The following is a 25,316-nucleotide window of genomic DNA, read 5'->3' on the forward strand; positions in this document are numbered from 1 at the left end:
ACCACAAGTGACTGACATCGAGAGGCTGCAGTACGACGTCGTCGTCATCGGCGCCGGCGGCGCCGGACTGCGCGCCGCGATCGAGGCGCGGCTGCAGGGCAAGAAGACCGCGATCATCTCCAAGTCGCTGTTCGGCAAGGCCCACACGGTCATGGCCGAAGGCGGTGCGGCGGCCGCCATGGGCAACGCCAACCCGAACGACAACTGGCAGGTCCACTTCCGCGACACCATGCGCGGCGGGAAGTTCCTCAACAGCTGGCGGATGGCCGAGCTGCACGCCAAAGAGGCCCCCGACCGCATCTGGGAGCTGGAGGCCTGGGGCGCGCTGTTCGACCGCACCAAGGAAGGCAAGATCAGCCAGCGCAACTTCGGCGGCCACGAGTACCCGCGCCTCGCGCACGTCGGCGACCGCACCGGCCTGGAGCTGATCCGTACCTGCCAGCAGAAGATCGTCGCCCTCCAGCAGGACGACCACGCCGAGTTCGGCGACTACGAGGCCCGGCTGAAGGTCTTCGCCGAGACGACGATCACCCGGCTCCTCAAGGACGAGCAGGGCCGGATCTGCGGCGCCTTCGGCTACATCCGCGAGACCGGGAAGTTCGTCGTCTTCGAGGCGCCCGCCGTCGTGCTGGCCACCGGCGGCATCGGCAAGTCCTTCAAGGTCACCTCCAACTCCTGGGAGTACACCGGGGACGGCCACGCGCTCGCGCTGCTCGCCGGCGCGTCGCTGATCAACATGGAGTTCGTGCAGTTCCACCCGACCGGCATGGTCTGGCCCCCGTCGGTCAAGGGCATCCTCGTCACCGAGTCCGTACGCGGCGACGGCGGCGTGCTGAAGAACTCCGACGGCAAGCGCTTCATGTTCGACTACATCCCGGACGTCTTCAAGGACAAGTACGCCACGTCCGAGGAGGAGGCCGACGGCTGGTACGACGACCCGGACAACAACCGGCGCCCGCCCGAGCTGCTGCCCCGTGACGAGGTCGCCCGCGCGATCAACTCCGAGGTCAAGGCCGGCCGCGGATCACCCCACGGCGGCGTCTTCCTCGACATCGCCTCGCGGCTCAAGCCGGAGCAGATCATCAAGCGGCTGCCGTCGATGCACCACCAGTTCAAGGAGCTGGCCGACGTCGACATCACGGCCGAGCCGATGGAGGTCGGCCCGACCTGCCACTACGTCATGGGCGGTGTCGAGGTCGACCCCGACACCGGGGCCGCGCTGGTGCCCGGCCTGTTCGCGGCCGGCGAGGTCTCCGGCGGCATGCACGGATCGAACCGCCTCGGCGGCAACTCCTTGTCCGACCTGCTGGTCTTCGGCCGCCGGGCCGGGCTGGGCGCCGCCGAGTACGCCTCCGCGACCACCGTGTCCGTTCCGGAGTCCGAGGTCGAGGCCGCGGTGGCCGAGGCCCTCGAGCCGTACCAGCGCGACACCGGGGAGAACCCCTACGGGGTCCACCAGGAGCTCCAGCAGACGATGAACGACCTCGTCGGCATCATCCGCCGCGAGGACGAGCTGGAGCAGGCCATCGAGGCGCTCGGCAAGCTCCGCGACCGCGTGAAGAACGTCGCGGTCGCGCCCTCGGCGGGCGCCACGGTCAAGGAGGGGCAGGGCCCCGCCTACCACCCCGGCTGGCACCTCGCGCTCGACCTGCGCAACATGATGATCGTCTCGGAGTGCGTCGCGCGCGCCGCCCTCGAGCGCCAGGAGAGCCGCGGCGGCCACACCCGCGACGACTACCCGAAGATGTCCGCCGACTGGCGCAAGATCAACCTGGTCTGCTCACTGCGCGACGGCGTCGTGGAGCTCAAGCGCCAGGAGATGGAGCCGATGCGCGGGGACCTCCTCTCGCTCTTCGAACTCGACGAGCTGAAGAAGTACCTGACCGAGGGCGAGCTCCCCGCTGAGGAGAAGAACTGAGATGGGCTACAAGGCGAAGTTCCGGGTCTGGCGCGGCGACGCGGGCGAGGGCGAGCTCAAGGACTACACCGTCGAGGTCAACGAGGGGGAGGTCGTCCTCGACGTCATCCACCGGCTCCAGGCCACCGAGGCGCCCGACCTGGCCGTCCGGTGGAACTGCAAGGCCGGCAAGTGCGGCTCCTGTTCCGCGGAGATCAACGGCAGGCCGCGGCTGATGTGCATGACGCGGATGTCGACGTTCACCGAGGACGAGACCGTCACGGTCACGCCGATGCGGACGTTCCCCGTCATCCGCGACCTGGTCACCGACGTCTCCTACAACTACGAGAAGGCCCGCGAGATCCCGGCCTTCGACGGCGGCGACGTCAAGCCCGGCGAGTTCCGGATGCAGCAGGTCGACGTCGAGCGCTCGCAGGAGTTCCGCAAGTGCATCGAATGCTTCCTCTGCAACAACACCTGCCACGTCATCCGTGACCACGAGGAGAACAAGGAGCACTTCTCCGGACCCCGGTTCCTCATGCGGGTGGCCGAGCTGGAGATGCACCCGGCCGACGTCCGCGACCGCCGGCAGATCGCCCAGGACGACTTCGGGCTCGGCTACTGCAACATCACCAAGTGCTGCACCGAGGTCTGCCCCGAGCACATCAAGATCACCGACAACGCGCTGATCCCGATGAAGGAGCGCGTCGTCGGCCGCCGGTACGACCCGCTGGTCTGGCTCGGCTCCAAGATCGGCGTGGTGAAGCGCGACAAGGGAACCCCGAAGGCCTGACCCGCCCCGTCCGTCCCCGTTGCGCCCCGGCCCACCGGCCGGGGCGCAACCGCGTTCCGGATGCCGGGACAACGGGATCAGCACGGCCTGGTCATGTGAACCGAGACCTCCGGCGCTCTAGCCTTTGACGCGTGGAAGCCGAGGAGACAGAGATGTCCAACGCCCCCGACGACCCCGGGCACCGCCCCCCGCCCCCGCGCCAGGGCGACGCCCAGCCGTACCAGGGTGACGCCCAGCCGTATCAGGGCGACCCTTACCCGTATCAGGGCGACCCTCAGCCGCACCTGGGCGGGCCGCCGTACGGCGGCGGCTACGCTCCCCCGTCTCCCAACCAGCCACCGCCTCCGACCGCCCCCTGGCAGGGCCCGCCTCCGGGTTACGGCCCTCCCCCACACGGCCCCCTGGGCCCACCCACCTACGCACCCCGCCCCACCGGCAAGGGGTTCTTCGGTGCCCTGTTCGACGCCAACTTCGACTACATGGTCACCACCCGGCTGATCAAGGTGACCTACGCCCTCGCGATCGTCGTCTACAGCCTGGTCGCGCTACTCCTGTTGCTGCTGGCGTGGAGCTTCTTCTACTGGAACAAGCCTCTCGGCTTCATCACTCTGATCGCAGCGCCGATCTTCTGGATCTCCGGGTTGCTCACGACTCGTATCGTCCTCGAGTTCGTGATCAATCAGTTCAAGATCAGTGAGCATCTCAAGGCCATACGGGAGCAGGGAGAAACCCGCTGATCGCTGTGGTCGGCGGGCGGGAGGGCGTTAGGCTCTCGGAGGCACCTACTGATGGGGCGAAGGACGGGTAGTGGCGGACATCGACGGGCCGTCCGAGACGCGGCGCGAGGAGTACGAGACGCGCCGGGACACGGTCCCCTCCCAGCGTGACGCACCGGATGTCACCCGCCGCGACGGCGGCACGCCCGCGCCCTCCCTCGTCCGGCTGCCCGCCGACCTCGCCGACCGGTTCACGGTGCTGGGGGACCTCCCCGCGCAGGGTGCCGAGTCCGACCTCCTGCACGTACAGGACACCGCCGGCACGGACCTCGTCGTCAAGATCTTCCGGAGGGGGTTCACCGCGGACCGCTCGGTCTGGCGGAAACTGCCGACGCTGGACTCCCCTCACGTCGTGCGCATCCTCGAGACGGGGCATGCGGAGGGACGCGACTACGAGGTCATGGAGTACGTCCCGGCGGGCAACCTCCGGGCTCTCGGGGCCGGCCTGCCGCCGGCGCTGGTCGCCGAGGTCGTGGCGCAGCTCGCGGGCGGTCTCGAACGGCTGCACGAGGCCGGCATCGTGCACCGTGACCTGAAGCCGGAGAACATCCTGGTCCGGAGCACGGCCCCGCTCCGCCTCGCCATCACGGACTTCGGCCTGAGCCGGGTGATCGAGCAGAGCGTCGTCTTCGCCTCCTCGTCGCGCACGCTCGCGTACGCGGCCCCGGAGTCCCTGTCCGGGCAGGTCTCCCCCGCGCGTGACTGGTGGTCGCTCGGCATCATCGTGCGTGAGCTGCTGACCGGCCGTACCCCGTTCGCGGGCATGAGCGAGACCGCGGTGGTCGACCACCTCGCGACCCGCACGATCGACTGTGACGACATCGCCGACCCCCGGATGCGCCTGCTCTGTCAGGGGCTGCTGACCCGCGATCCCCGGCGGAGGTGGGGCGGCGCGGAGGTCGGGCGGTGGCTCGACGGCGAGAACCCCGCGGTCGCGACGCCGGCGCCGCCCGACGCGTCGCCGCTCACCGCCGGTGCCGCCGCCGGCGCGCTGGCCTTCGGCGGCCGGACGTACACCGCCCGGGGTGAGTTCGCGCGCGCGCTGGTGGCCGACTGGGAGTCCGGCGCCCGCTACTTCTTCGGGACGATGTTCACCCCGGTGGGGCCGAGCGAGGCCTGGCAGGCGCTGCGCGCCTGGCTGAACGGCTTCGACGACGACCCGGAAGGCCGCATCCGCCTCATCGACCAGCACCTGACCGGCGACGGTCCACCCGACGTCAAGCTGCTGCATCTCCTGCGCTGGCTGGATCCCACCCTCGAGCCCCACTTCCTCGGGCTCCGGGTGCTCCCCGAGGACCTCCCCGTTCTCGCGGCCATCGTCGACGACGCGCGGCATCCGGACCATCGCACCGCCGCACGCGCGGCCCGTGCACTCTGGGATCACCGGCTGCTGCCCATCCTGGCGGGCTTCGCCGGGACCGAAGAGCTCATCGCCGTCGACCACCGCTGGCAGGGACTGGTGACGACGTGGAACCGGCAGGCGGAGTGGCTGCGGTCCCAGTTGCCCCGATCGGCGAACCGCCTCCCCGCCGCCGGCGCGGCCGGTCTGGACGAGCCTCCCGTCGTGCTGACCACACTCCTCGCACTGGCCGGCCGTCCCGACCAGGCCCACGAGTCACTGGCCGCGGCGGCCGGGCGGGCCCGGGACTCGGTCGGGGAGCCGGTCCCGTGGTTCTCCTGGCTGTCGGACCAGGCGGGGGACGATCCGCTCCGGCTCCTCGCGGTGATCCGGGCGGCCCCGGACGCCGTGCTGGAGGTCGAGGCCGCCGCTCGCCGCCGGCTCGAGGCCGAACAACGCTCCGCCGAGGGGCGCAGGCACTGGGAGGAGCGTGAGCGGCACCGGCTGGCCGGGCGCCGGTCGGCGATGGTCCGCGCCGTGCTGTGGACGCTTCCGCTGGCGGTCCTGTGGATCGGCGGCGGCCTGGTGGTCCTGGACATCGTCCGGCTGGCCTCCTCCGAACGCGGAAGTCAGGCGGTCGACACCTCCGGCTTCACCGTGCCGTTCCTCCTGATCGGCGTCGTCGCCTGGCTGGTCGACACCGGGGCCGAGGTCTTCCTGGCCTCCAGGCTCGGCGCCGACTACCTGAACTCCGCGCCGTGGGCGCCGCTGGCGAAGATGTTCGGATCGACGGGCCGTGCCCTGTCCGGAGCTTCGCAGGCCGTGTCGCGGAGGAGCCGGCGCACCAGCGGCCGGGGCTGCGGAGTCGTGGTCCTCGTCTGCGTCCTGCCGCTCCTCATGCTCCTCATCCTCATCCCCGCCCTGGTCGCCGTGTCGTGGCTGCTCTGGCTGGCGGCGCTGGTCATGGTGCCGCTCGTGCACCTCGTGATGACGGGAGTACGCATGCAGCGGTGGCGACAGGGACATGAGCAGGTTCGACAGCAGGCCGTGGGAGGACGACTGTGAGCAGCGGCGTGGAGGCGGACATCGCGCTGGACGCGGCGGTGATCGCGTCTCTCGGACTCGTCCGTGTGATGGGAGGCGCGGCCGGCCTGGCGGCGGCCGGCGCCGGCGCGCTCGCCGCCCTCGCCGAGGGCCGCGCCGAGGCGCAGGCGGAACGCCTCCAGGAGGCGCGGCGGCTGGAGGAGAGCATCGGTGAGGCGCTGGACCGTACGGCCCGCATCGCCGCGCTCGCGGTGTCGGCTCGCGACCACGGCGTCGCCGTCGAGCTGCCGGTCCCCGTCGAGGTCACCGGCCGGTCGGCCGACGAGCTCGCCTCCTGGATCGCCGAGGCGGACGCGCGGCTGGCGGTCGCCGAGGAGTCGCTGGCGGCGGCGATCGCCGAAGCGGCCACCGGACGGGTCTTCGCGACCGCTTCGGTGTCCCTCAGGGCGACGCCGGAGAACGGCCGGTCGGCCGCCGCGCCCCGCCCGGCGGCCTCCCCCGACGATCTGACCCGCGTGCTGAAACGCCTGGCGCCGGACGCCGCCGACGCGGACCGGCAGGCCGTCACGGAGGCCGCCGAACAGGTCGTACGGGCGCCGACGACCTCGGAGGCCGAGGGGCGGCTCACGGAGGTCCGCCTCCGCATCCAGCACGCCAACGAACGCGCACGGGAGCGCCGCGACGGGCGGGCCGCCGCCCTGCGGTTCCTGCGGGAGCTGGAGGGCGTGCCGGCCGCGGAGACCGTACGGCCGCGGCTGGCCGAGGTGGCCGACGGCACCCGCCTCTTCGACGAGGGACTGCGCGCCGAGGCGGCGCGTCTCGTCGAGGACGCGCAGCGGCAGGCCGAGCAACGCTATGTGGCGGAGGTTCTCCGGGAGGCGTTCGGCGCGCTGGGCTACGAGGTCGGCGAGGGCTTCGAGACGCTGACCGCCCAGGACGGGGAGGCGGTGCTGACGCGAGGCGACTGGCCGCAGCACGCGGTCAAGGTCCGCGTCGACGGAACGCGGCAGGTACGCATGGCGCTGCTGCGCACCGAACCGGCAGAGAGCGACGAGCAGCGCCGTCTCGACGTCGAGCGGGAAGAGGAGTGGTGCGCCTCCTTCGACGCCGCCAGAGAGCGCCTGGCCGAGGCGGGCGTCCACGCGGACGTACGGTGGCGGGTCGAACCGGGCACTCAGCGGTTGCCGGTCACCGGGCGGCAGCGGCCGGGCCGGCAGCAGAACGAACGCCGCCGCGAGCTCGGCAGGTGATGGCGGGTACCGGGCGTCCGCCCGGTACCCGCACTACGCGTCTCGGAGCGTCTAGGCCTGGCCGCGCTTGGCGCGGGCCCGGGAGCGCTCGCGCTCCTTCGAGTCGAGGATGACCTTGCGCAGCCGGATCGCGTTCGGGGTCAGCTCGACGCACTCGTCGTCGGCGACGAACTCCAGTGCGGCCTCCAGGCTCAGCACGCGCGGCGGCGTGAGCCGCTCGAACGTCTCCGCCGTCGAGGACCGGATGTTCGTCTTCTGCTTCTCCTTGGTGATGTTGACGTCCATGTCGTCGGCGCGGGAGTTCTCCCCGACGATCATGCCTTCGTACACCTCGGTGCCGGGCTCGACGAACAGCGAGCCGCGCTCCTGCAGGTTGAACATGGCGTACGCGGTGGCGGCGCCGGCCCGGTCGGAGACGAGCGAACCCGTCGGCCGGGTGCGCAGCTCGCCGAACCACGGCTCGTAGCCCTCGAAGACCTGGTGGGCGATGCCCGTACCGCGCGTCTCGGTGAGGAACTCGGTGCGGAACCCGATCAGGCCGCGGGCCGGCACGATGAACTCCATGCGGATCCAGCCCGTGCCGTGGTTGGTCATCTGCTCCATGCGGCCCTTACGGACGGCGAGCAGCTGGGTGATCGCTCCGAGGTACTCCTCCGGAGCGTCGACCGTCAGGCGCTCGACGGGCTCGTGCAGCTTCCCGTCGATCTCCCGCGTCACGACGCGGGGCTTGCCGATCGTCAGCTCGTACCCCTCCCGGCGCATGGTCTCCACCAGGATGGCGAGCGCCAGCTCGCCGCGGCCCTGAACCTCCCAGGAGTCCGGGCGCTCGGTCGGCAGCACGCGGATGGACACGTTGCCGATGAGCTCGCGGTCCAGCCGGTCCTTGACGAGCCGCGCGGTGACCTTGGTGCCCTTCTCCCGGCCCGCCAGCGGCCCGGTGTTGACGCCGAGGGTCATCGAGATGGCCGGCTCGTCGACGGTGATGAACGGGAGCGGCCGCGGGTCCTCCGGGTCGGCGAGCGTGTCACCGATCATGATGTCCGGGATGCCGGCGATGGCGATGATGTCACCCGGGCCCGCCTGATCGGCCGGCTTGCGCTCCAGCGCCTCCGTCATCATCAGCTCGGTGATCTTGACGCGATCGATGGTGCCGTCGTGCTTGCACCAGGCGACCTGCTGCCCCTTCTTGATCTGCCCGGAGTGCACGCGGCACAGCGCGATACGGCCGAGGTAGGAGCTGGCGTCGAGGTTCGTGACGTGCGCTTGGAGCGGGGTGTTCGGGTCGTACGCCGGGGCGGGGATCGTCTCCCGGATGACCTGGAACAGCGGCTCGAGGTCCTCGGAGTCCGGCAGGCCGCCGTCCTCCGGCTTGGTGAGGCTCGCCCGTCCGGCCTTGGCCGAGGCGTACACGATCGGGAAGTCGATCTGGTCCTCGGAGGCGTCGAGGTCCATGAACAGCTCGTACGTCTCGTCGACCACCTCGGCGATCCGCGCGTCCGGCCGGTCGACCTTGTTGACGACGAGGATGACCGGCAGCTTGGCGGCCAGGGCCTTGCGCAGCACGAACCGGGTCTGCGGCAGCGGCCCCTCGGAGGCGTCGACGAGGAGGACCACGCCGTCGACCATCGACAGGCCGCGCTCGACCTCGCCGCCGAAGTCGGCGTGCCCCGGGGTGTCGATGATGTTGATCGTCATGCCACCGTGCCGGACGGCGGTGTTCTTCGCGAGAATGGTGATGCCCTTCTCGCGTTCGAGGTCGTTGGAGTCCATGACCCGCTCGTCGACGTCCTGGTTCTCACGGAACGCGCCGGACTGCCAGAGCATGGCGTCGACGAGCGTGGTCTTGCCGTGGTCGACATGGGCGACGATGGCGACGTTACGGAGATCTTCCCGGGTGGCGATGGGCATGCGTGCGGGTCTCGCTTCGTGGTGTGGGATTCGCCGCGGGATCCACGCGGCGACCACCATTCTACTTGGCCCGCCGAGGACGCCGATCGCGTCGCCGTAAGCCCCGCGGCCGCCCGGCCCGGTGAGATCCGCCGGAAGAAGCGGCCGTCGTCGTGGCAACCGGATGCCGGGGTCGGGCGTCGAATCATGGGGCGGGACGTCTCGATCCTGGCCGGAGCATTCAACGAGGCGTCCCGCCCACGATCTTGCGCCTCCTGTGACGGGGTCACATGATGTGCCCTCGACGGCATCGAGGAGCATTCATGAGCCGGTGGGCGCTTCCGGGCTACACGGAGCTGCGTGAGCTCGGTTCAGGTGGTTTCGGACGGGTCGTGCTCGCACGCGACGACGTGTCCGGCGGCACCGTCGCCATCAAGTACCTGTTCACCCGGCGGCTCGGCGGGGACGCCTTCCTGGCCGCGTTCCGGGACGAGGCCCGCGTCCTGGCGACGCTGGACAGCCCGTACGTCACCCGGCTGTACGGATACGTCGAGGAGGGCAACCACGCGGCGATCGTGATGGAGGCCGTCGACGGCGCGTCGCTTCGTGCCATGCTCGACGAGCACGGTCCGACGGCGCCGGAGTCGGCCCTGGCCGTGCTGAAGGGATCCCTGCTCGGGCTCGCCGCGGCGCACACCGCCTCGGTCGTCCACCGCGACTACAAGCCCGCGAACGTCCTCGTCCGGCAGGACGGTCGGAGCAAGGTCGCCGACTTCGGCATCGCCGTACGCTCCGGGCGGTCGGGCGCGCCCGCCGGTACGCCGTCGTACATGGCGCCGGAGCAGTGGGAGGGCGGGCCGGCCGACCCCGCCACCGACGTCTACGCGGCGACCTGCGTCCTCTTCGAATGCGTCACCGGTCGCCGGCCGTACGAGGGAGACCAGGCGGAGCTTCGGCGGGCGCACGTGACCGAGCCGGTTCCGCTGGACGGGCTCCCCGAGCCGATACGGCCACTCGTCGCTCGCGGCATGGCCAAGCATCCGGCCGACCGGCCGCCCGGAGCGTCGGCCTTCGTGGCCGAACTCGAGGAGGCCGCCCGCGCGGCGTACGGCCCGGACTGGGAGCGCAACGGCTGGAAGCGCCTCGCCGAGGCCGTCGCGGGTCTCGCCGCGTTGCTGCCCCTGGCGCTCCTGCTCGGGACCGCCACGGGCGGCGCCGGCGGGACGGGAACCGGCGTGGGCGTGGCCGGAGCGGGCGGCGGCGCGGGCACCGCCGGCACGGGAGCCGGAGCCGGTTCGGCGGGTGCGGGGGCCGGGGCAGGGAGCACGGCGAGTGGCGGCGCGGGTGCCGCCGCCGGGGCTGGCGGTTCCGCCGGTCACGCGGTGGGCGGAAGACTGCTCGGCAGGACGGGCGTCAAGGTCGGTGCCGGTGTCGGCGGAGCGGTCGCCGTCGGCGTCATCGGCACGGTCGCCCTGCTGCCGCACGGCAGCCCCCACGAGCAACGGCCCGCCCCGGTGGCCGCGCGGACCCCCTTCACCATCTCGTACGGCTCGGTGGAGCGGACGTTCACCCGCCCGGCGCTCATCGTGGAGGGCCGGTACGTCCGCGTCGGCGGGCTGGCGAATCCCACGGTCGAGCAGGCGGTCGACCGGATCCTGCGGCTGCCCCTCGACCAGCAGCTCAAGCGGTACGAGAGCGCCCGCCAGTCGGACGGCGCGACGGCGGGGCACCCTCAGGTCACCACCACCATCGAACTCGGGCTGGGCGGCCCCCGGCTGCTGTCGGCCCGGTACCGCTTCACCGCCCACGGGGCGCCCCTGACCCCCTTCGACTCGGGAGGCTCCCGGGCGGTGACCGTCGACCTGGCCACGGGACGCCGGCTAAGAGCGCGGGACCTGCTGCGCGACGCGGTGTTCACCCGCTCCGGACTGACGGACCTCGAACGGCGGATCGGCGCGGCGGCCCCCGGCGGGGCGCTCTGCGGCGGGGAGCGGAAGATCGATCCCATCGCCCTCCGCCCGGAGGCGATCGACACCGATGACAAGGACGAGCGGGCGCTGGACCTGATGCCGGCGAAGGGCGGGATCGAGTTCGACGTCGTGCCGCCCCTGCTCGGTTATGTCTGGGCGTGCGCCGACACCGTCGTCACCGTGCCGTACGACCGGATCTCCGACCTCGTACGGCCGGAGGTCCTCGCGCTCATCCGGGCCTCCGCCGCGTCGCCCGCGCCCTCGCCGTCATGAGTCCGCGCGCAGGTGACGCTCGATCGTCTCGACCTTGCTCGTCAGTCCGTCCGTGACGCCCTCGCGGATGTCGGCCTTGAGGACCAGACTGACCCGCGGGCTGTGGGCGGCGACCGCCTCGACGGCGCGCTTCACCACGTCCATGACCTCGTCCCACTCGCCCTCGACGCTCGTGAACATGGCGTCCGTACGGTTGGGCAGGCCGCTCTCCCGCACCACGCGTACCGCCTCGGCGACGGACTCCCCCACGGACTCGCCGACGCCCAGCGGTGTGATCGAAAAAGCGACGATCATCAGTACTCCTTGAGGTGCTCGCGTACGGCTTCGACGACGGGGAGGTCCGCCGGCAGCCACGGGACGTCGAACAACTCCGCCGCGGTCAGCCAGCGCAGTGCGGAATGCTCCCGGGCCTCCGGCTCGCCGCGGACGATCGCGGCCGTCCAGACCCGCATCACGAGTCCATTGTGCAGCGGGCAGTCCTGCCCGACGCGGGCGCCCACCGTCACGTCGACCCCGAGTTCCTCGCGGCATTCGCGCACGAGGGCGTCCTGCTCGGTCTCCTCGGGTTCGACCTTGCCGCCGGGGAACTCCCACCCGCCGGCGAGTTCCGGCGGGTCGGCGCGCTGCGCCGCCAGGAGCCGTCCCCGGTCGATGATCGCCGCTCCCACCACCAGAGAGGGCCCCGTTCTCGCTGCTTCCACTCAGAGCCTCTTGGTCGGGCCGTTGTGGCCGTTGTGCGCGGTCGGGCGGGTGAAACCGACGGCGCCACCGGGATAGGTCTTGTAGTTCTGGAACTTGACGACGTCGCCGGTGTGGGGTGCGACGATCATGATGCCCTTCTCCGGGTTGTAGACCGTGCCGACGTGCCCCGGACCGGTATGCCCCGGCAGGTACTCGAAGAAAACGAGGTCTCCCGGCTGCTCCTGCCCACGGGGTACCGACGCCCCCCACCAGTACTGATCGTCGGAAAGACGGGGGATGGTGACGCCGGCGCTCCGGTATGCGGACATCGTCAGTCCGGAGCAGTCGAAGCTGTTCGGTCCGGTCGCACCATAGACATAAGGCTTGCCCAGCTGCGCCTTTTCATAGGCGATGACCTTCGCGGCCACCGCGCTCGGGGCGACCGGGGCACCGTTCATGTCGGCACAGATCGGGCCGCTGGCTTGAACCACGTTGAAGTTCCCTGCAGCGTACTTCTGCGCCCAGGACAGCACGTTGTTCACGTAGGACGTCAGGTGGTTGTACGAGAAGATGGCGTCCCGCATCCGCTGCGGCGCGCCGCTGGCCTTCAGGTAGCGTGCGGCGGCGGGAATGGCGTCGGCCGGGTCGTAACGGCTCTTCTTCCCGTCGCCGTCGCCGTCCACCCCGTACGTCGCCCAGGTGCCGGGGATGAACTGCATCGGCCCGCCGGCGTGGGCGTAGTTCTCACCGCTGGTGACGCCGGGTGCCTTGAGCTGACCGTGGTGGGTCTCGACGTAGCCGATGCCCGCGAGGACGTTCCACGGGATGCCGTACTGCTGGCCGGCCTTCTTGTACAGCGCCAGGTAGTTGGCCGGGATGCCGCTGGCGTCGCCGGACTGCTGGGGCTGTGACGCCGCCCCGGAGGTGTCCGTGCAGTTCCCGCCACCGGACGCGTGCTGGTAGAAGTCGTTGGCGCCGAAGAACAGCGGAATGGCCACCAGGCTCATGAAGAACAGCGCCGCAGCGCCTCCGGCGATGATGATCGGCAGCCGGACCGCCCCCCGGTCCGACCGTGTGAAATGAAGAAGAGAGATAACGCGACGGCCGTCGTTCCGTCCCCCCAAGTCGACGCCGAGCCGCAGGTGCCGGCGAAGCTTCATCCCTTTCCTTTCACTTGTCACCCACGTTGGCCTGGTCGAAGGCGTAGACGACCCAGCCTCCACCGGACCTCGTCACCGTGATGGCGTACTGCTCGGGGCTGTCGCCGGGGGCACTCCCTCCCTTGCTGACGTGCCGGGTCCCGGTGACGAGAAAGATGAACTGGTCCTTCTCCATGTCGCGGAGAGAGTCCAGATGCGCGTCGGAGGTCGAGACCTCCTTGTCCTGCTTGCGCTGGTCGAGCAGGCCCGGCGCCGATGAGTCGCGCTGCAGCTGGGCCGCCAGGTCGCTGGTGACCAGGCCCTGCATGCGCGCGAGATAGGCGCTCGGCTGCTCGTCGTACCGGTAGGTGCCGTAGGCGATGACGAAGCGACGGGCGACGTCCGCCGCCGCGCTAAAGTCCTTCTGCGTGAACGGCAGCAGCGAGTAGATGTCGTAGGTGCCCCCGCTCGGCGGCGGACCGGTCAGCCCGGGAGCGGTGAACGAGGGCGCGGACGGCGACGGAGCGGCGACCGGGCCGCTCCGCTGCCCCGAACCCTTGTGCCTGCCGCTCCCGGTGCCGATGGTCAGGAGCACCCCCGCCCCGGCGAGGAGCACCACCAGCGCGGCGAACAGGAACTTGCGCTGGCGATCGGTCAGGTCCATCGGCCCCTCATTGCTCGTCACTCTCTTCGCGCTTGGCCGGGCGCAGCCAGAACGGCATGGCCGGACCGTCCTGGCGCGACTTGTCCGACCACAGCGGCGGCGGCGCCTTGCCCTCCGAGCGGGTCTCCTCGCGCCTTCTGGCCGGGGACGCGGGGTCGGGCCTCGCTCCCGAGGCCCCTCCGCGTGCCGCAGGGCTCTTCTTTGAGCCGCTCGCGTCGGGCCGCGGAGTCGTACGGCCACCTGATCCGCCGCCGAACCAGCTCCGGCCGCCGCCGGAGCCACCGCCGCTGCCGCCGCCGGTGGCAGCGCCGCCCTTCTCGCCACCACCCGTACGGCCGCGGCCTCCGCTCTCACCGCCACCGGCCGGCCGGCGAGGCGGGGTGCGGGTGCCGGATCCCTGGCCCTCGCTCGTCTTGCCGCCGGCGCCCCAGCTGGGTCCGGTGGGTGCGGAAGGCGGTCGCGCGCCGCCTCCGGAGGCGCTCGGCCGGTGTTCCTCACGCGAGGGTGCGTCGAGCGGCACCCGAGGAGCCGGCGGGCGGGCCGTGCCGCCCGATCCGGACGGACGCGGGCTCCACAGGCCACCGCCGTTCGCCCGCGCGGCCGGTGCCGCGGCCTGCGCGCGAGGCGACAGGTTCAGCGGAGGGGCGCTGCCCCGTGCCGCCCCGGCCGCCTTCGCCGCGAGCTGCGCGGCACGTCCACGCCGGTCGGAGGCGCCGACCACTTCGCGGCCCGCCGTCTCGAAGTCGGCCGCGTCGTCCCCTCTGAGGGTCGGAGCGCCGGCCAGAGCGCCGGAGTCGCGCTTGCCGCCCCAGCGGCCGAGCCGGTAACCGGCGGCGCCGGGGATGGCGGCGGTCGCGATCGCGGTGGTCCGCTTCCGCGTCTCCCGGACCGCCATATCGACCTCCTGCTCGCCCTTGCGGGAGCCGACGGCGGAGTAGCCGACCGCCGCGAACAGGTGCTGGAACGGCTTCCGGTAGACGAAGGCCGCCAGCGTGACGAGGGAGATCAGCAGGATCTGCAGGCCCCAGGGCAGGCTCTCGGCCATGACCAGGCCGTAGCACCACAGCAGGAGCGCCAGCACTCCGATCAATGCCGCCTGCTTCAGCAGGGTCGACAGGAGCAGCTCGAACCAGCGGACCGCGATGACGCGGCCGATGCCCGGGTGGATGCCGATGCCCAGGAAGATCGGCCCCGCGACGAGCAGCAGCAGGAAGGAGATCTTCAGAATGATCAGCATCACCGAGACGATCAGCACGAGCAGGCCCGCCACCAGGGCCGCGAGCAGGGCGCCAAAGCCGACCGCCAGACGCGACTGCCAGTCCTTCCCCTGGAACAGCGAGTACGCGCCGGGATAGTTGTCCTTGATGTTCTTGGTCACACCCTTGTAGGTGTCGGCCTTCTTCCCGAGGTCGACCTTCTGCCCACTCGTGCTCTCGGAGAGATCGACCGCTTGGGAGGCCAGGAGTGTGGCCGCGTTGTCCTGGACGATCTTTGCCTTCGGGTCGTCGGTCCCGAACTCGCCCATCAGCCAGGGTTTGCAGACGAGCGTCACCCAGAGACCGTTGGCGTTACGGGTGACGGCGTCGTTCGTGACCGGTTGCGGCGGCTTCCCGTCCTGCTTCCGCGGGATGCACGTCGTGCTGTCGGCGTCGCTCTGTGGAAGAGCCGCGTTGAAGGCCGCGGTGGCCCCGTTGGAGACCTTCGTGCCCAGCGTCGTGAAGTCGCCGGGTCTGCCGATCAGCCAGATCAGCGCGACCATCGCCAGCACCATCCAGATGGTGCCTTCGGCGACCCGGCTGGCCCGCCGACGGATCAGTCCCCACCAGGCCAGCCACAGGGCGCCGAGGATGACCACCCACGACCAGTACTTGGCGCCGAAGGTGTTCCCCATCCCCCGGATGACGCCGTCGACCGTCTTCTTCAGCCATCCGAGGAGCGACTCGGACGCCGCCGCCTGGTAGATGGTGATCGTCGTCCGGTCGATGGCCTGCGCGAAGACGAAGACGGTGTTCGCGATGTTGTTGCCGATCATCGCGGGCATGTCGGAACAGCCCATGTCCACCGCGTGCCACGACTGACCACGCGTGCCGTACCGGTCGTAGTACGTGAGCTGATCCGGCGCGTCCTTCGCCGTCTTCTTCAGCTGGTCGCTCGGGTAGTTCGGCGGCTTGACCATGCCGTCGATGCCCGAACCGTACTGTTCCGGAGCCGGGTGATCGGCAGGCGCGCAGGCGTCATTGGGATTGGTGTTGATCGGAGGATCCGCGCTCGCGATGCCCACCGGGCTGAGGATGAACACCGCCATGAGCATGAGGACGAGAAGCGACCGGCGTTTCCCCCGTGGAGTGCGGTTCGCCGGTTGTCGTCGTCGGCGGTGGCGGACGCCTGACACCCTCATCGGGGGACCTCCTGGGTGACCTCTGTGGCGGGGTCGCGGGGGGCGGTGGAGGGACGGGATGGTCGCTCGTTCCCACTATGCGGGTCCGATGCTTGGTCCGCACTGATTTCGCCGGGCTTGGAGCGTGTCGGGTTGGTGTCGAGCCAGCGGAGCAGCTCCTCGGAGACGAGGTCCACGCCGATCCGGCCGGCGCGGCCGTCGAGGTCACGGAAGATGCACTCGCCGTTGCCGAGATTGCGCAGCACGGCGCGGTGCTCGTCGGAGTTCTCGACCCCGAGGAGGGCCATCACGTTGCCGACCTCGTTGCGCTCGGTCGAACGGAACGAGTAGACGGACGAGAGGCAGTTCGTCACCTGCTCGTTCAGGAGGTCGCCGGCGTTCTGCGAGACGAGGATCAGGGCGGTGTTACGGGAACGGCCCATCCGGGAGACCTCCGGTATGAGCTTGGCGCCCTCGGGGGTCTGCGTGATCGCCCAGGCCTCGTCGAGGAAGATCGTCTTCGGCAGATGACGGTCGAGGCCGTGCATCAGGCGGCGGGCGAACTGCGACACGAGGTACATCAGGGCGACCGAGAGCCGCTGCTCGTACGAGTAGTCCTCGCGGTTGATGGCGACGTCCGGCAGGGTCAGGCCGCCGAGCGTGAAGACCGTCGTCCAGCCCGCGGTGTCGATCCGCTCACCGCCGGACGGGTCGAAGCACAGGCGGGCGAGGCGCATCTCCGACATCGAGCGCAGCACCGCGCCGAGGTTCTTCGACGCCGGGTCGTCCGACGCGTCGAGGTAGTCGACGACCTTGCCGAGTGAGGGCTGCGGCTGGTTCGCGACCGCGCCGACCGCCTGGATCATGGCGGACTCGCGCTCCTCGGACATGCGCGGCAGCAGCAGGCGGAGCGTCTCCGTGGCCATGGTCTTCTTGGCCGCGAGGTCGTCGCCGAAGCTGAAGGGGTCGAGGAGGCCGGGAGCGGCGGACCCCAGCGGCAGCACGCGGGCGCGGCGGCCGCGCCGGCGCAGCAGTTCGACGAGGGACTCGGCGTCGCCCTTCGGGTCGATGGCGGCGATCGTGACCCCGCGCAGCGCCATCTGGTACAGCAGCAGCAGCGCCAGGGTCGTCTTGCCACCACCGGGCTCACCGGTGATCGCGACCGCGGTGGGGCGGTTGCGCGCGGCGGCGACGAGCGGGTCGAAGTGCACGATGGACCGGGCGCGGCCGAGCGTCTCCCCGATGTACGGGCCGACCCAGCCGGAGGAGGTGTCGTCCCGCCGGTCGCCGAGGTCGACGGTCGCGGTGGGCATGCCGCCGGCGATCGTCCGCAGCGGCTGCCGCTGGGCGTACGCGTTGACGCGGATCCGGTCGCCGGGCAGTGACTCGCAGAACAGCGAGAACTGGTCGCCGGTCGAGCAGACGATGTCGATGCCGAGGTCGCGGTAGTGCTCGACGACCGCGTCGACGCGCTGCTGCAGGAGCTCCTCGGTCGGGGCGGAGACGATGAGCCGGTGCCAGCCGTAGACGAAGGGCAGCCGCTCCTTGGTGATGCCGTGCTCCAGCATGCGGGCGGCGTCGATCTGCTCGGCGAGCGCGATGGGCGCCTCGGCGCCCGCCTCACGGATGTGCTGGTCCATGTCGCGGGCGTGGGCGAGCTTGCGGGAGACGTCCTTGGACGCCTTGGCCGGCGGAACGAGCTTCATCCGCGCCGACACCTCCACCGGGAAGGGCAGGGCGTCGGCGAAGTGCATCCACGGCTCACCGTCCGGAAACGGCATCAGGTCCGGGAATCGGGCGAACGATAGATACGCGACGTACGACGAGCCGTCCGGCTGCTCCATCCGGAGGTTGGACCGGCCGTTGACGATCGTGCCCTCGACGAGGCTCTCGATCTCGCCGGCGCCCCAGGTGCGGCGCGGGGTGGCCGACGGCGGCGGGTCGGTCAGGGCGCCGCTGGCCGCGTGCTGGAACAGCCAGGCGATCTCCGTCGACGACGCGTGCCGGGCGTAGAGGGCGCTGCCGCCGAGGGAGCGGCCGAGCCGCTCGGCCTGCTCGGTCCAGCGCGTGATCTCCTTCTCCGGAATCGCCTCGTCGTGCAGCCCGAGGACCTCCTCGCTGCGCTTGTACAGGCCGAACAGCTGCTTGAAGGCACCCCCGGACAGCTGGGCGCCCACGCCGCGCTGACCGAGGCGCACGCCGAGGTAGACCTCCTTGGTCCAGAAGTCCTTGGACCAGACGTGCGCGTACATCTCCTCGAGGTACTCACGCCAGCCCGGCCCCCCGTCCGAGGTCTCGTCGAGGGCGAGCGCCCACTCCGCGGCCGGATACGTACGGTGGGCGATCCGCAGGTGGATCTCGGCGTCCTGCATGCGGATGCCGGCCATCGCGATGGTGATGTTGGTGGCGAGCGCCTCACGCTCTTCGTTCGTCGTGAACTCGTACGAGACGGTCGGCAGCCGGAAGTACGCCCACGCCGCGTTGTCGGTGAGGAGGATCCGATCGTCGAAATACCGTACGGCCAGCCGGCTGCGGGCCTTGGACGCCCTGCTCATCGGTTACTCCTCGTTCTTACTGAACTCATGATCACGCACTGCCCGACCAGCCCCCGCCGAAGAGACGGCCGCCGTCCCGGAGCCGCCGTCCGGCGGGCACGGTACGCCGGGCACGCCGGTGCGGAGAATCCCGCCGGACGGATCAGCGCGCCGTTCCAGGCGGGCGCACGCCGGACGGGCGTACGCCGGGCGGCGCCGGCTCATCGGGAGACCTCCTGCTGCGGATAGCGCCCCGGCGTCTGCACGAGACCGCCCGCGACGACCCCGCCGAGCGCGATGTACGCCTTGCGGGTCGGGGCCCGCAGCGAACGCAGCTCATTGCGGGGGGCACGGTCGAGGCTGAGGTGGTCGTCCCAGGGGATGCGCACCAGCGCACGGCAGCGTCCCCTGGCGACCGACTCGGCCTGCTCGACGTCGTCCATGCTGCGGCGGCTCACCCCGTTGATCACGGTGACGGCCCGGGAGCGCAGGTCCTCGTAGCCGTGGCCGTCCAGCCACTCGAAGGTCATCGCCACCGCCCGCGGCGCGTCCGAACTGGCCGGCGCGACCAGCACGATCTGGTCGGCGTACGGCAGGACCCGGGCGACCACGGCGGCCGCGGCGTCCAGCAGCGTGATCGAGTAGAACCGGTCGAGGGTCCGCATCGCGAGCGCGTAGTCCCGGTCGTCGAGCGCCTGGACGGGGTTCTTGCCGGCCGCCACGACCTCCAGCCCGGACTTGGAGATGGAGGTGTACCGGCGCATCATCTGGTAGCCGGAGACCTGCTCGGCATGGGCGATCAGCGAGGTGAGCGTCTCCCGGGTCTCGGTCCGGGTGCGCCGGGCCATGGCGCCGGGGCCGGGGTTCACGTCGACCGCGACGATCCGGTCACCGCGGTGCTGGGCGAAGGTGTGCCCGAGCATGAGCGCGGTCACCGTCTGCCCGGCACCGCCGGTGCAGCCGAGCACGACGACGCGCCGGGCACCCGCGAAGGCGGTCCGTACGCGCTGTTCGTAGTCGCCGTCGCCGTTGCCGCCGCCGCCCGTGAAGATGCGCCGGCGGCCACGAGCGTCGTCGCCGCGCCCTTCGTCCTCGTGGGTCACCTGGGGCATCGGTCCGGGCCGCACGGGTGAGGCCGGACCGGAGCGAACGGCGCGCGCCGGCGACTCCGGCGGCGCGGCGGCGGCCTCCGGCCGGCCCTGCCAGGGCTGCTCCGCCCCCGGCCTGGGCACTGCCGGTGGCCGGGACACCGCCGGTGGCCGGGACTGCCGGGCGGCCGGCACCTGCGCGGGCCTCGTCGGCTGCGTCCGGGGCGGCTGAGCCGGCGACTCGTCGGGGACCTGCGGCGAGCCCGTCCGCGGTGGTGTGGTGCGTGACGACGGAAGCCCGGCCGCCGGGGCGCGCGGGGGCACGGACGGCGTCGCCGGTCGTCCGGGGACGGGGGGCATCGCCGGACGGCCGGAGGCCGGCGGCGCGACCGGACGACCGGGCGCCGGCGGGGTCCAGTTCGGAGCCGGAGGCGCCGAATCACGGGCGGCGGCCGGCCGCGTCTCGTGCGAAGGCGCGGACTCCTCATCGTGGGAACGGCCTCGTACGGGCGGCGCTGGCCGGTCCCGGCGGCCGGAGGACGCCTCGCGCGGTGCGGCCGAACCGGCGTCCGCTCGCGGAGCCGGGGCACGCCGCGACGGGGACGGCCACACGATCTGGTCGGTGCGGGCGTTGGCGATCGACTCTCCATCGTCGCCCGGCCCTGCCGCATCCCGGTCGGCCACCGAATCCCGGTCCGCCGCCGGGGCACGGTCCGCCGCCGGAGGACGGCCGGCCGCCACGCTCGAAGCCGCCGTCTCAGGAGCCGTCGTCTCGGGAGTCACCGCATCCGCAGCCGCGGCCTCGCGCTCGGGCGCGGCCTCGGCCGGCGGCCGTCCGGCGACAGCCGCCGAATCCTCGTTCTCGGTCTGCGGCTCAGCGGAGCGAGCGGCCGGTTTGGCGTGCCGCCCGTGCGGCAGCGGGATCACCGTCGCGGGGAACGGGCCTTCGTCGGTCTGCCGCGGACCGGACGGCCGGTCCGGCCGGCCGTTCTCGTCCGGATCGGCGGAACCTCCGGTGGCCGCCGGCCGAGCACCCGGCGGCTGAGCCGCCGCGGGCTGACCAGCCGGTGGCTCAGACGACGCGGGCTGGGCCGGCGCGGGACGCGTCGACGGGGGTCGAGCAGCCGGTGGCTCGGCGGCCGGTCGCTCGGCGGGGATGGTGCCGTCCGGCCACTCGGTGCCTTCTCGTCCGGAGGCGGGGGCGGACCAGGCGTCGGGATGCGTGACGGGCTGAGCCGGAGCCGCGTGCCTGCCGACGGGGCCTGGAGGACCTGACACGGCCGGCGTCGCGGGCGCGTCCGGGCGGGCGGGCGTCTCCGAGCCCACGGGCGTCACGGGCGTCTCCGGACGACCCAGCATTTCCGGGCGACCCGGCATCTCCGGACCACCTGGCGTCTCCGAACGGCCTGGGGTGTCCGGTCGGCTGGGCTTGGTCGCGGGTGCCTCCGATGGCCGTCCCAGCGTGGGTGGGACCGGCCGGGAGGTCGCGGCGGGGGCCTCCGGTTCGTGCGAGATGTTGCGCTGCCGCGCCGGCCGGCGCGACGCGTCACCCTCGCGGCCCTGCGCGGGGAGTGCGATGTCGGGCCGGTCCTGCGCGGGCCGTCCACGCTCGGCGACGCGCCGATCCGCGGTCTCGCCGTCGGGCGTCTCCGGGCCGGTGGCCCGTGCGGCGGGCATGGCGGGTACGGCGGGGACCGCCGGGATCCCCGGTCTCGCGGGCAGGCCGGGCCGGGCCGGGGCGGCGGGCACGGCGGGCGTGCCCGGTTTCGCCGGTGGCTCGGAGGCCGCGGGGAGACCCGGGACGGACTGGGGGGCCGTCGGCTGGGGACGGGCCGGCCGTGGCGCGTCAGGCCGTGCGGACGGCTCGGGACGCACCTGCTGCGGCCGGGTCGGCTCCACCCGGGGGGCGGTGAGACGTCGTGCGCCGGACCCGGGTGCCGGCACCACGCCGGTGCCGTCGTGGGGTGTCGGCTGCAGGCTCGGCGCCGGCGGACGCTGTGCGGTCACCGGCCGGCGGGCCGCGCCGGAGGGCGCCTGGTCGGCGCCGCTCCCGGCGTACTCGAGGAACGGTGGCGCGGCCGCGGCCGCGGCCGCGGCCGGGGTCGCGGCGCGCTCGGGAGCGGGGGCGAGCTCGGCGGGTTCCTCCGCGGTCCGCGCGACGTGCATCCGGTCGCCGGCCAGGTGGCCTCGCCGCCACACGCGCCCGACGATGGCGACCTCGCCGGGCTCCCGGATCGGCGTGAGGCGCGCCCAGGTGCGTGCCTCGGTGAGGTAGCGGACCTGGGAGATCAGCAGCTCGGTGAGGCGTTTGCCCTCGATGACGGGCCGGGTGGCCAACCAGGTGAGCACGCCGGGCGGGACCAGATAGACGACGTGCCAGGGCGCGTGGAACGGCAGGCCCGCCACCTGGAGCAGGATGATCCACGGCAGGAAGACACCGACGAACACCCCGATCTGCACCAACGGCAGCGGCATCGGAAGCCGTAGATCGTAGAGCTTGTACAGCCGCTTCTCGATGCGCCAGATATTGGTGTACGTAGGCAGATCCACCCGGGCCCCACTCCCCTAATTGAGACCAGCCATGACTAGACCAGGATGACCACGGCCATGCTCAGGTCGTTTTGATGCCAAGGGCCGTCGCGATCGCCTTGGCCGTCGTCTCGATGATGTTGGGGACGTAGAAGATGACTCCAATGCCGATCGCCAGCAGGATGAATTGCACGAAGCGCGTGATCTCCCGCGTGAACAGGAAGAAGATCGCGACGATGGAGACGACGACCAGGAACAACGGCCCGAAGATGTCGCGCAGCCATTTGGCGAGATTGTCGGTGTCCAGGCCGTTGGCAGGCGCCGCCTCCACATGATGCGGCAGCATCGCCAGCATGTGTTGCATCATCGGGCTGGCCTTCCTTGGTCGGGGAGTGAATCGTAGCGTTCGGGACGGCCCGGCCGGGACCTCACGAACCGGCCGGAAGTGTGGAACCTTGAATGTCCCTGACGAACCAATATGCGCCCTTCTTCACCATTGCGAGCTGGTAGGTCTGCTCGAGCGTCCCACCCGACGTCTTCGGCTGCCCGGCGGGGATCTGCCAGACGACCGTCGCGAAGACGGTCCGGGAGGCGGCGTCGCCACGCGGGGCGGTGATGTCCTTGAGCTGGCCGAAGGCAACGCTGTTGCCCAGCCCGGTGACGGGCGGGTCGGAGTATCGCTGGAGGGAGCCGGCGTCACTGACCGCGTACGCCTTGAAGAAGTCCGTCAGCGGTTGCTGGAGGTCGTTCTCCAGCGAGGAGTCGCGGTCCTGGGCGGCCGGCGGGACCGACGCGGTCGCGGGCGGCGGCAGCGTGGCGGGGCGGCCGGTGATCGCCATCGCCCCGTCCTTCGCGTAGACCGGAACGGCCAACTGGAAGAGCCGGTTGTTCGCCCGTGCGAGGAGGGTCACGACGCCGTGCTCGGCGTCGTCCGCGCGCACCGACGCGACGTGAGCGGACTGCAGCACCGATTTGCCGGTGCCGTCCCAGCCCAGCTGCGGATCGATCCCACCGGAGATGAACTGGGCGAGTTGCTTCTGCCGGTCCTGGGCCGTGGCCTGGTCGTAATTCAGATAGACCTCGGCGAATGACAGCGCGTAGGCCGAGGCCGCCGTCTCCGGGAACTTCGGCGCCGTCGTCTCGCCGGTCGTGGACGTGTTGGACCGGTCCTGGGTGAACCGCTCGAAGGGCGCGCGGATGCCGTTGACCAGCACGACGATGAGGAAGGCCCAGAGAATGACCCGTCCGACATAGATGAACCAGCGGCCGCCGGAGCCGCCCCACCCACGGCGGTCACCGCCACCACCGCCGGAACCTCCACGGCGCTTGCCGCGGCGTCCCTTCTCGTCCGGGGTGTCCCAAGGGTCGCCGGACGAGAATCCGCCCGGCGGGTAACCGGACGCACCGGCGTCTACAACGCCGGACGACCTGCGAGCCATCATGCCTCCGCTCGCGCCTTCCCGGCCGGGATCGGCGCGCCGTCTATCCGTCTGGTCGAGTTCGGTTTACCACCTTAACCACGGCGGTCAATTGTTCCAGTCTCGAGCGAGGATGCACAGTCCCGCCGCGCGGTTGTGGACATCTCGGTAGCCGGTGGAGCATTACCGGACAGCGAGGTTCGTCTGCCCTGCTAGACGTTGAAGCGGAACTCCACCACGTCGCCGTCCTGCATGACGTACTCTTTGCCCTCCATCCTGGCCTTTCCGGCCGAACGGGCGGCGGCGACCGAGCCCTCGGCCACCAGGTCCTCGTACGACACGATCTCGGCCTTGATGAAGCCCTTCTGGAAGTCGGTGTGGATCACACCCGCGGCCTCCGGGGCGGTGGCGCCCTTGCGGATCGTCCAGGCCCGGGCCTCCTTGGGCCCGGCGGTGAGGAAGGTCTGCAGGCCCAGCGTGTCGAAGCCGACGCGGACCAGCTGCAGCAGACCGGGCTCCTCCTGTCCGGTGGACTGCAGGAGCTCCAGCGCCTCCTCGTCCGGCAGCTCGATCAGCTCGGACTCGATCTTGGCGTCCAGGAAGATGGCCTCGGCCGGGGCGACCAGCTCCTGCAGGCGGGCGCGGAGCGCCCCGTCGCCGAGCTCGTCCTCGTCCACGTTGAAGACGTACAGGAACGGCTTGGCGGTCAGCAGATGCAGCTCGCGCAGCGGCGCCGGGTCGACGCCCGAGGCGTAGAGCGTCACACCGTCGTTGAGGATCTTCTGGGCCGCCTTGGCCGCCTCGACGACCGCGAGCTTGTCGCGGTCCTTGGTCGTCCGCGCCTCCTTCTCCAGACGCGGCAGGGCCTTCTCGAGCGTCTGGAGGTCGGCGAGGATCAGCTCGGTGTTGATCGTCTCGATGTCGCGGGGCGGGGCGACGTCGCCGTCGACGTGCGTGACGTCCGGGTCGTCGAACACCCGGATGACCTGGCAGATCGCGTCGGTCTCGCGGATGTTCGCCAGGAACTGGTTGCCGAGCCCCTGCCCCTCGGACGCGCCCTTCACGATGCCGGCGATATCGACGAACTGCATGGTCGCGTGCACGATCTTGGCGGAGTCGTACAGCCTGGCCAGCTCGTCGAGACGAGGGTCGGGCACGGCCACGACACCGACGTTCGGCTCGATCGTCGCGAACGGGTAGTTCGCCGCGAGAGCGGTGTTCTTGGTCAGCGCGTTGAACAGCGTCGACTTGCCCACGTTGGGCAGCCCGACGATTCCGATGGACAGGCTCACGGACGCAGAGTCTACGGGCCCGCCGGGACCGCCCGTGCGGTGCGGACGCCCCCGTGAGCGGGCCGTACACGCCGTCTCCTCGCCGCGCCGCGCGCCCTGGCGGCGACTCCCCCACACGACTCCCCCGACGGCGCCCGCGACGGCGCCCGCGAGCGGACCGTACGGCCCGCGTCCCGGCCCGGAGGGGCCGCCCGCTCGTCCCGTCCGTACCGGCGGCGCCCCGTCCGTATGGGCCGCTTCCTCTGGCCGTCACGGCCGCCCACTCGGTCCGTACGGGCCCCTCTCTCGGGTGGCGCCGGGGCCGGGGTGGCGGCTCGTCCGCGCGTCGGGCCGACTTTCTCGTGCTGCTTTGTCACGATGCGGAC

The 25,316-nt window shown here is 71.6% G+C and carries 17 protein-coding genes; 6 read left to right on the plus strand and 11 right to left on the minus strand.

Features of this window, described 5'->3' with window-relative positions; all coding sequences use genetic code 11:
- Nucleotides 1-7 precede the first annotated feature (7 nt).
- From NE234_RS04645 to NE234_RS04665, 5 genes are all read left to right on the plus strand, one after another.
- Entirely contained in the window at nt 8-1,918 is a 1,911-nt protein-coding gene (locus NE234_RS04645; protein WP_252777585.1) for a fumarate reductase/succinate dehydrogenase flavoprotein subunit, read from the plus strand.
- A gap of 1 nt (nt 1,919) precedes the next feature.
- A complete protein-coding gene (locus NE234_RS04650) occupies nt 1,920-2,690 on the plus strand; it encodes a succinate dehydrogenase/fumarate reductase iron-sulfur subunit (RefSeq protein ID WP_252777586.1) in 771 nt (256 codons plus the stop codon).
- A gap of 152 nt (nt 2,691-2,842) precedes the next feature.
- Complete coding sequence (locus NE234_RS04655; protein ID WP_252777587.1) at nt 2,843-3,427, plus strand: DUF4282 domain-containing protein; 585 nt, start codon at nt 2,843-2,845, stop codon at nt 3,425-3,427.
- Nucleotides 3,428-3,497: 70 nt separating this feature from the next.
- A complete protein-coding gene (locus NE234_RS04660; protein WP_252777588.1) occupies nt 3,498-5,870 on the plus strand; it encodes a protein kinase domain-containing protein in 2,373 nt (790 codons plus the stop codon).
- Nucleotides 5,867-7,099: a response regulator receiver protein gene (locus tag NE234_RS04665; RefSeq protein WP_252777589.1), complete on the plus strand. Its 1,233-nt coding sequence runs from the start codon at nt 5,867-5,869 to the stop codon at nt 7,097-7,099. Before NE234_RS04660 ends, NE234_RS04665 begins: the two co-directional genes overlap by 4 nt.
- Before the next feature lie 51 nt (nt 7,100-7,150).
- On the opposite strand, the gene typA is transcribed toward NE234_RS04665, so the two are convergent.
- On the minus strand, nt 7,151-9,007 hold the full coding sequence (gene typA / locus NE234_RS04670) for a translational GTPase TypA (protein ID WP_252777590.1): 1,857 nt from the start codon (nt 9,005-9,007) through the stop codon (nt 7,151-7,153).
- A gap of 302 nt (nt 9,008-9,309) precedes the next feature.
- On the opposite strand from typA, the gene NE234_RS04675 reads away from it, so the two are divergent.
- Entirely contained in the window at nt 9,310-11,229 is a 1,920-nt protein-coding gene (locus NE234_RS04675) for a serine/threonine-protein kinase (protein ID WP_252777591.1), read from the plus strand.
- Here NE234_RS04675 and NE234_RS04680 read toward each other — a convergent pair.
- The 10 genes from NE234_RS04680 to ychF form a co-directional block, all read right to left on the minus strand.
- On the minus strand, nt 11,224-11,523 hold the full coding sequence (locus NE234_RS04680) for an MTH1187 family thiamine-binding protein (RefSeq protein ID WP_252777592.1): 300 nt from the start codon (nt 11,521-11,523) through the stop codon (nt 11,224-11,226). The genes NE234_RS04675 and NE234_RS04680 overlap by 6 nt on opposite strands.
- Entirely contained in the window at nt 11,523-11,930 is a 408-nt protein-coding gene (locus NE234_RS04685) for a (deoxy)nucleoside triphosphate pyrophosphohydrolase (protein ID WP_252777593.1), read from the minus strand. Before NE234_RS04685 ends, NE234_RS04680 begins: the two co-directional genes overlap by 1 nt.
- Complete coding sequence (locus tag NE234_RS04690) at nt 11,931-13,070, minus strand: C40 family peptidase (RefSeq protein WP_252777594.1); 1,140 nt, start codon at nt 13,068-13,070, stop codon at nt 11,931-11,933.
- 10 nt (nt 13,071-13,080) lie between these two features.
- Nucleotides 13,081-13,713, minus strand: coding sequence for a hypothetical protein (locus NE234_RS04695; protein WP_252777595.1), 633 nt, complete (start codon nt 13,711-13,713; stop codon nt 13,081-13,083).
- A gap of 7 nt (nt 13,714-13,720) precedes the next feature.
- Nucleotides 13,721-16,018, minus strand: coding sequence for a type IV secretion system protein (locus tag NE234_RS04700; RefSeq protein WP_406566938.1), 2,298 nt, complete (start codon nt 16,016-16,018; stop codon nt 13,721-13,723).
- A gap of 89 nt (nt 16,019-16,107) precedes the next feature.
- Entirely contained in the window at nt 16,108-18,645 is a 2,538-nt protein-coding gene (locus NE234_RS04705; protein ID WP_252777597.1) for an ATP-binding protein, read from the minus strand.
- 200 nt (nt 18,646-18,845) lie between these two features.
- Nucleotides 18,846-22,262, minus strand: coding sequence for a TcpE family conjugal transfer membrane protein (locus NE234_RS45010; protein ID WP_308206838.1), 3,417 nt, complete (start codon nt 22,260-22,262; stop codon nt 18,846-18,848).
- A gap of 61 nt (nt 22,263-22,323) precedes the next feature.
- The gene (locus NE234_RS04715; protein WP_406566940.1) at nt 22,324-22,596 is read right to left on the minus strand and encodes a hypothetical protein; all 273 of its coding nucleotides are present in this window, start codon (nt 22,594-22,596) and stop codon (nt 22,324-22,326) included.
- 73 nt (nt 22,597-22,669) lie between these two features.
- Nucleotides 22,670-23,680, minus strand: a complete 1,011-nt coding sequence (locus tag NE234_RS04720) for a conjugal transfer protein (protein WP_252777598.1) — start codon at nt 23,678-23,680, stop codon at nt 22,670-22,672.
- Between the two features lie 191 nt (nt 23,681-23,871).
- Nucleotides 23,872-24,951, minus strand: coding sequence for a redox-regulated ATPase YchF (gene ychF, locus NE234_RS04725; RefSeq protein WP_252777599.1), 1,080 nt, complete (start codon nt 24,949-24,951; stop codon nt 23,872-23,874).
- Nucleotides 24,952-25,316 lie beyond the last annotated feature (365 nt).

The sequence above is a fragment of the Actinoallomurus rhizosphaericola genome (genome assembly GCF_024055675.1).
GTDB lineage: Bacteria > Actinomycetota > Actinomycetes > Streptosporangiales > Streptosporangiaceae > Actinoallomurus > Actinoallomurus soli.

Excerpts from the sequence above, each read along its gene's own strand:
- NE234_RS04650 (WP_252777586.1), top strand. The coding sequence starts at position 1,920 with ATGGGCTACAAGGCGAAGTTCCGGGTCTGGCGCGGCGACGCGGGCGAG.
- NE234_RS04655 (WP_252777587.1), top strand. The coding sequence starts at position 2,843 with ATGTCCAACGCCCCCGACGACCCCGGGCACCGCCCCCCGCCCCCGCGC.
- typA (WP_252777590.1), bottom strand. The coding sequence starts at position 9,007 with ATGCCCATCGCCACCCGGGAAGATCTCCGTAACGTCGCCATCGTCGCC.
- NE234_RS04675 (WP_252777591.1), top strand. The coding sequence starts at position 9,310 with ATGAGCCGGTGGGCGCTTCCGGGCTACACGGAGCTGCGTGAGCTCGGT.
- NE234_RS04680 (WP_252777592.1), bottom strand. The coding sequence starts at position 11,523 with ATGATCGTCGCTTTTTCGATCACACCGCTGGGCGTCGGCGAGTCCGTG.
- NE234_RS04690 (WP_252777594.1), bottom strand. The coding sequence starts at position 13,070 with ATGAAGCTTCGCCGGCACCTGCGGCTCGGCGTCGACTTGGGGGGACGG.
- NE234_RS04695 (WP_252777595.1), bottom strand. The coding sequence starts at position 13,713 with ATGGACCTGACCGATCGCCAGCGCAAGTTCCTGTTCGCCGCGCTGGTG.
- NE234_RS04700 (WP_406566938.1), bottom strand. The coding sequence starts at position 16,018 with ATGGCGGTGTTCATCCTCAGCCCGGTGGGCATCGCGAGCGCGGATCCT.
- NE234_RS04705 (WP_252777597.1), bottom strand. The coding sequence starts at position 18,645 with ATGAGCAGGGCGTCCAAGGCCCGCAGCCGGCTGGCCGTACGGTATTTC.
- NE234_RS04715 (WP_406566940.1), bottom strand. The coding sequence starts at position 22,596 with ATGCTGGCGATGCTGCCGCATCATGTGGAGGCGGCGCCTGCCAACGGC.
- NE234_RS04720 (WP_252777598.1), bottom strand. The coding sequence starts at position 23,680 with ATGGCTCGCAGGTCGTCCGGCGTTGTAGACGCCGGTGCGTCCGGTTAC.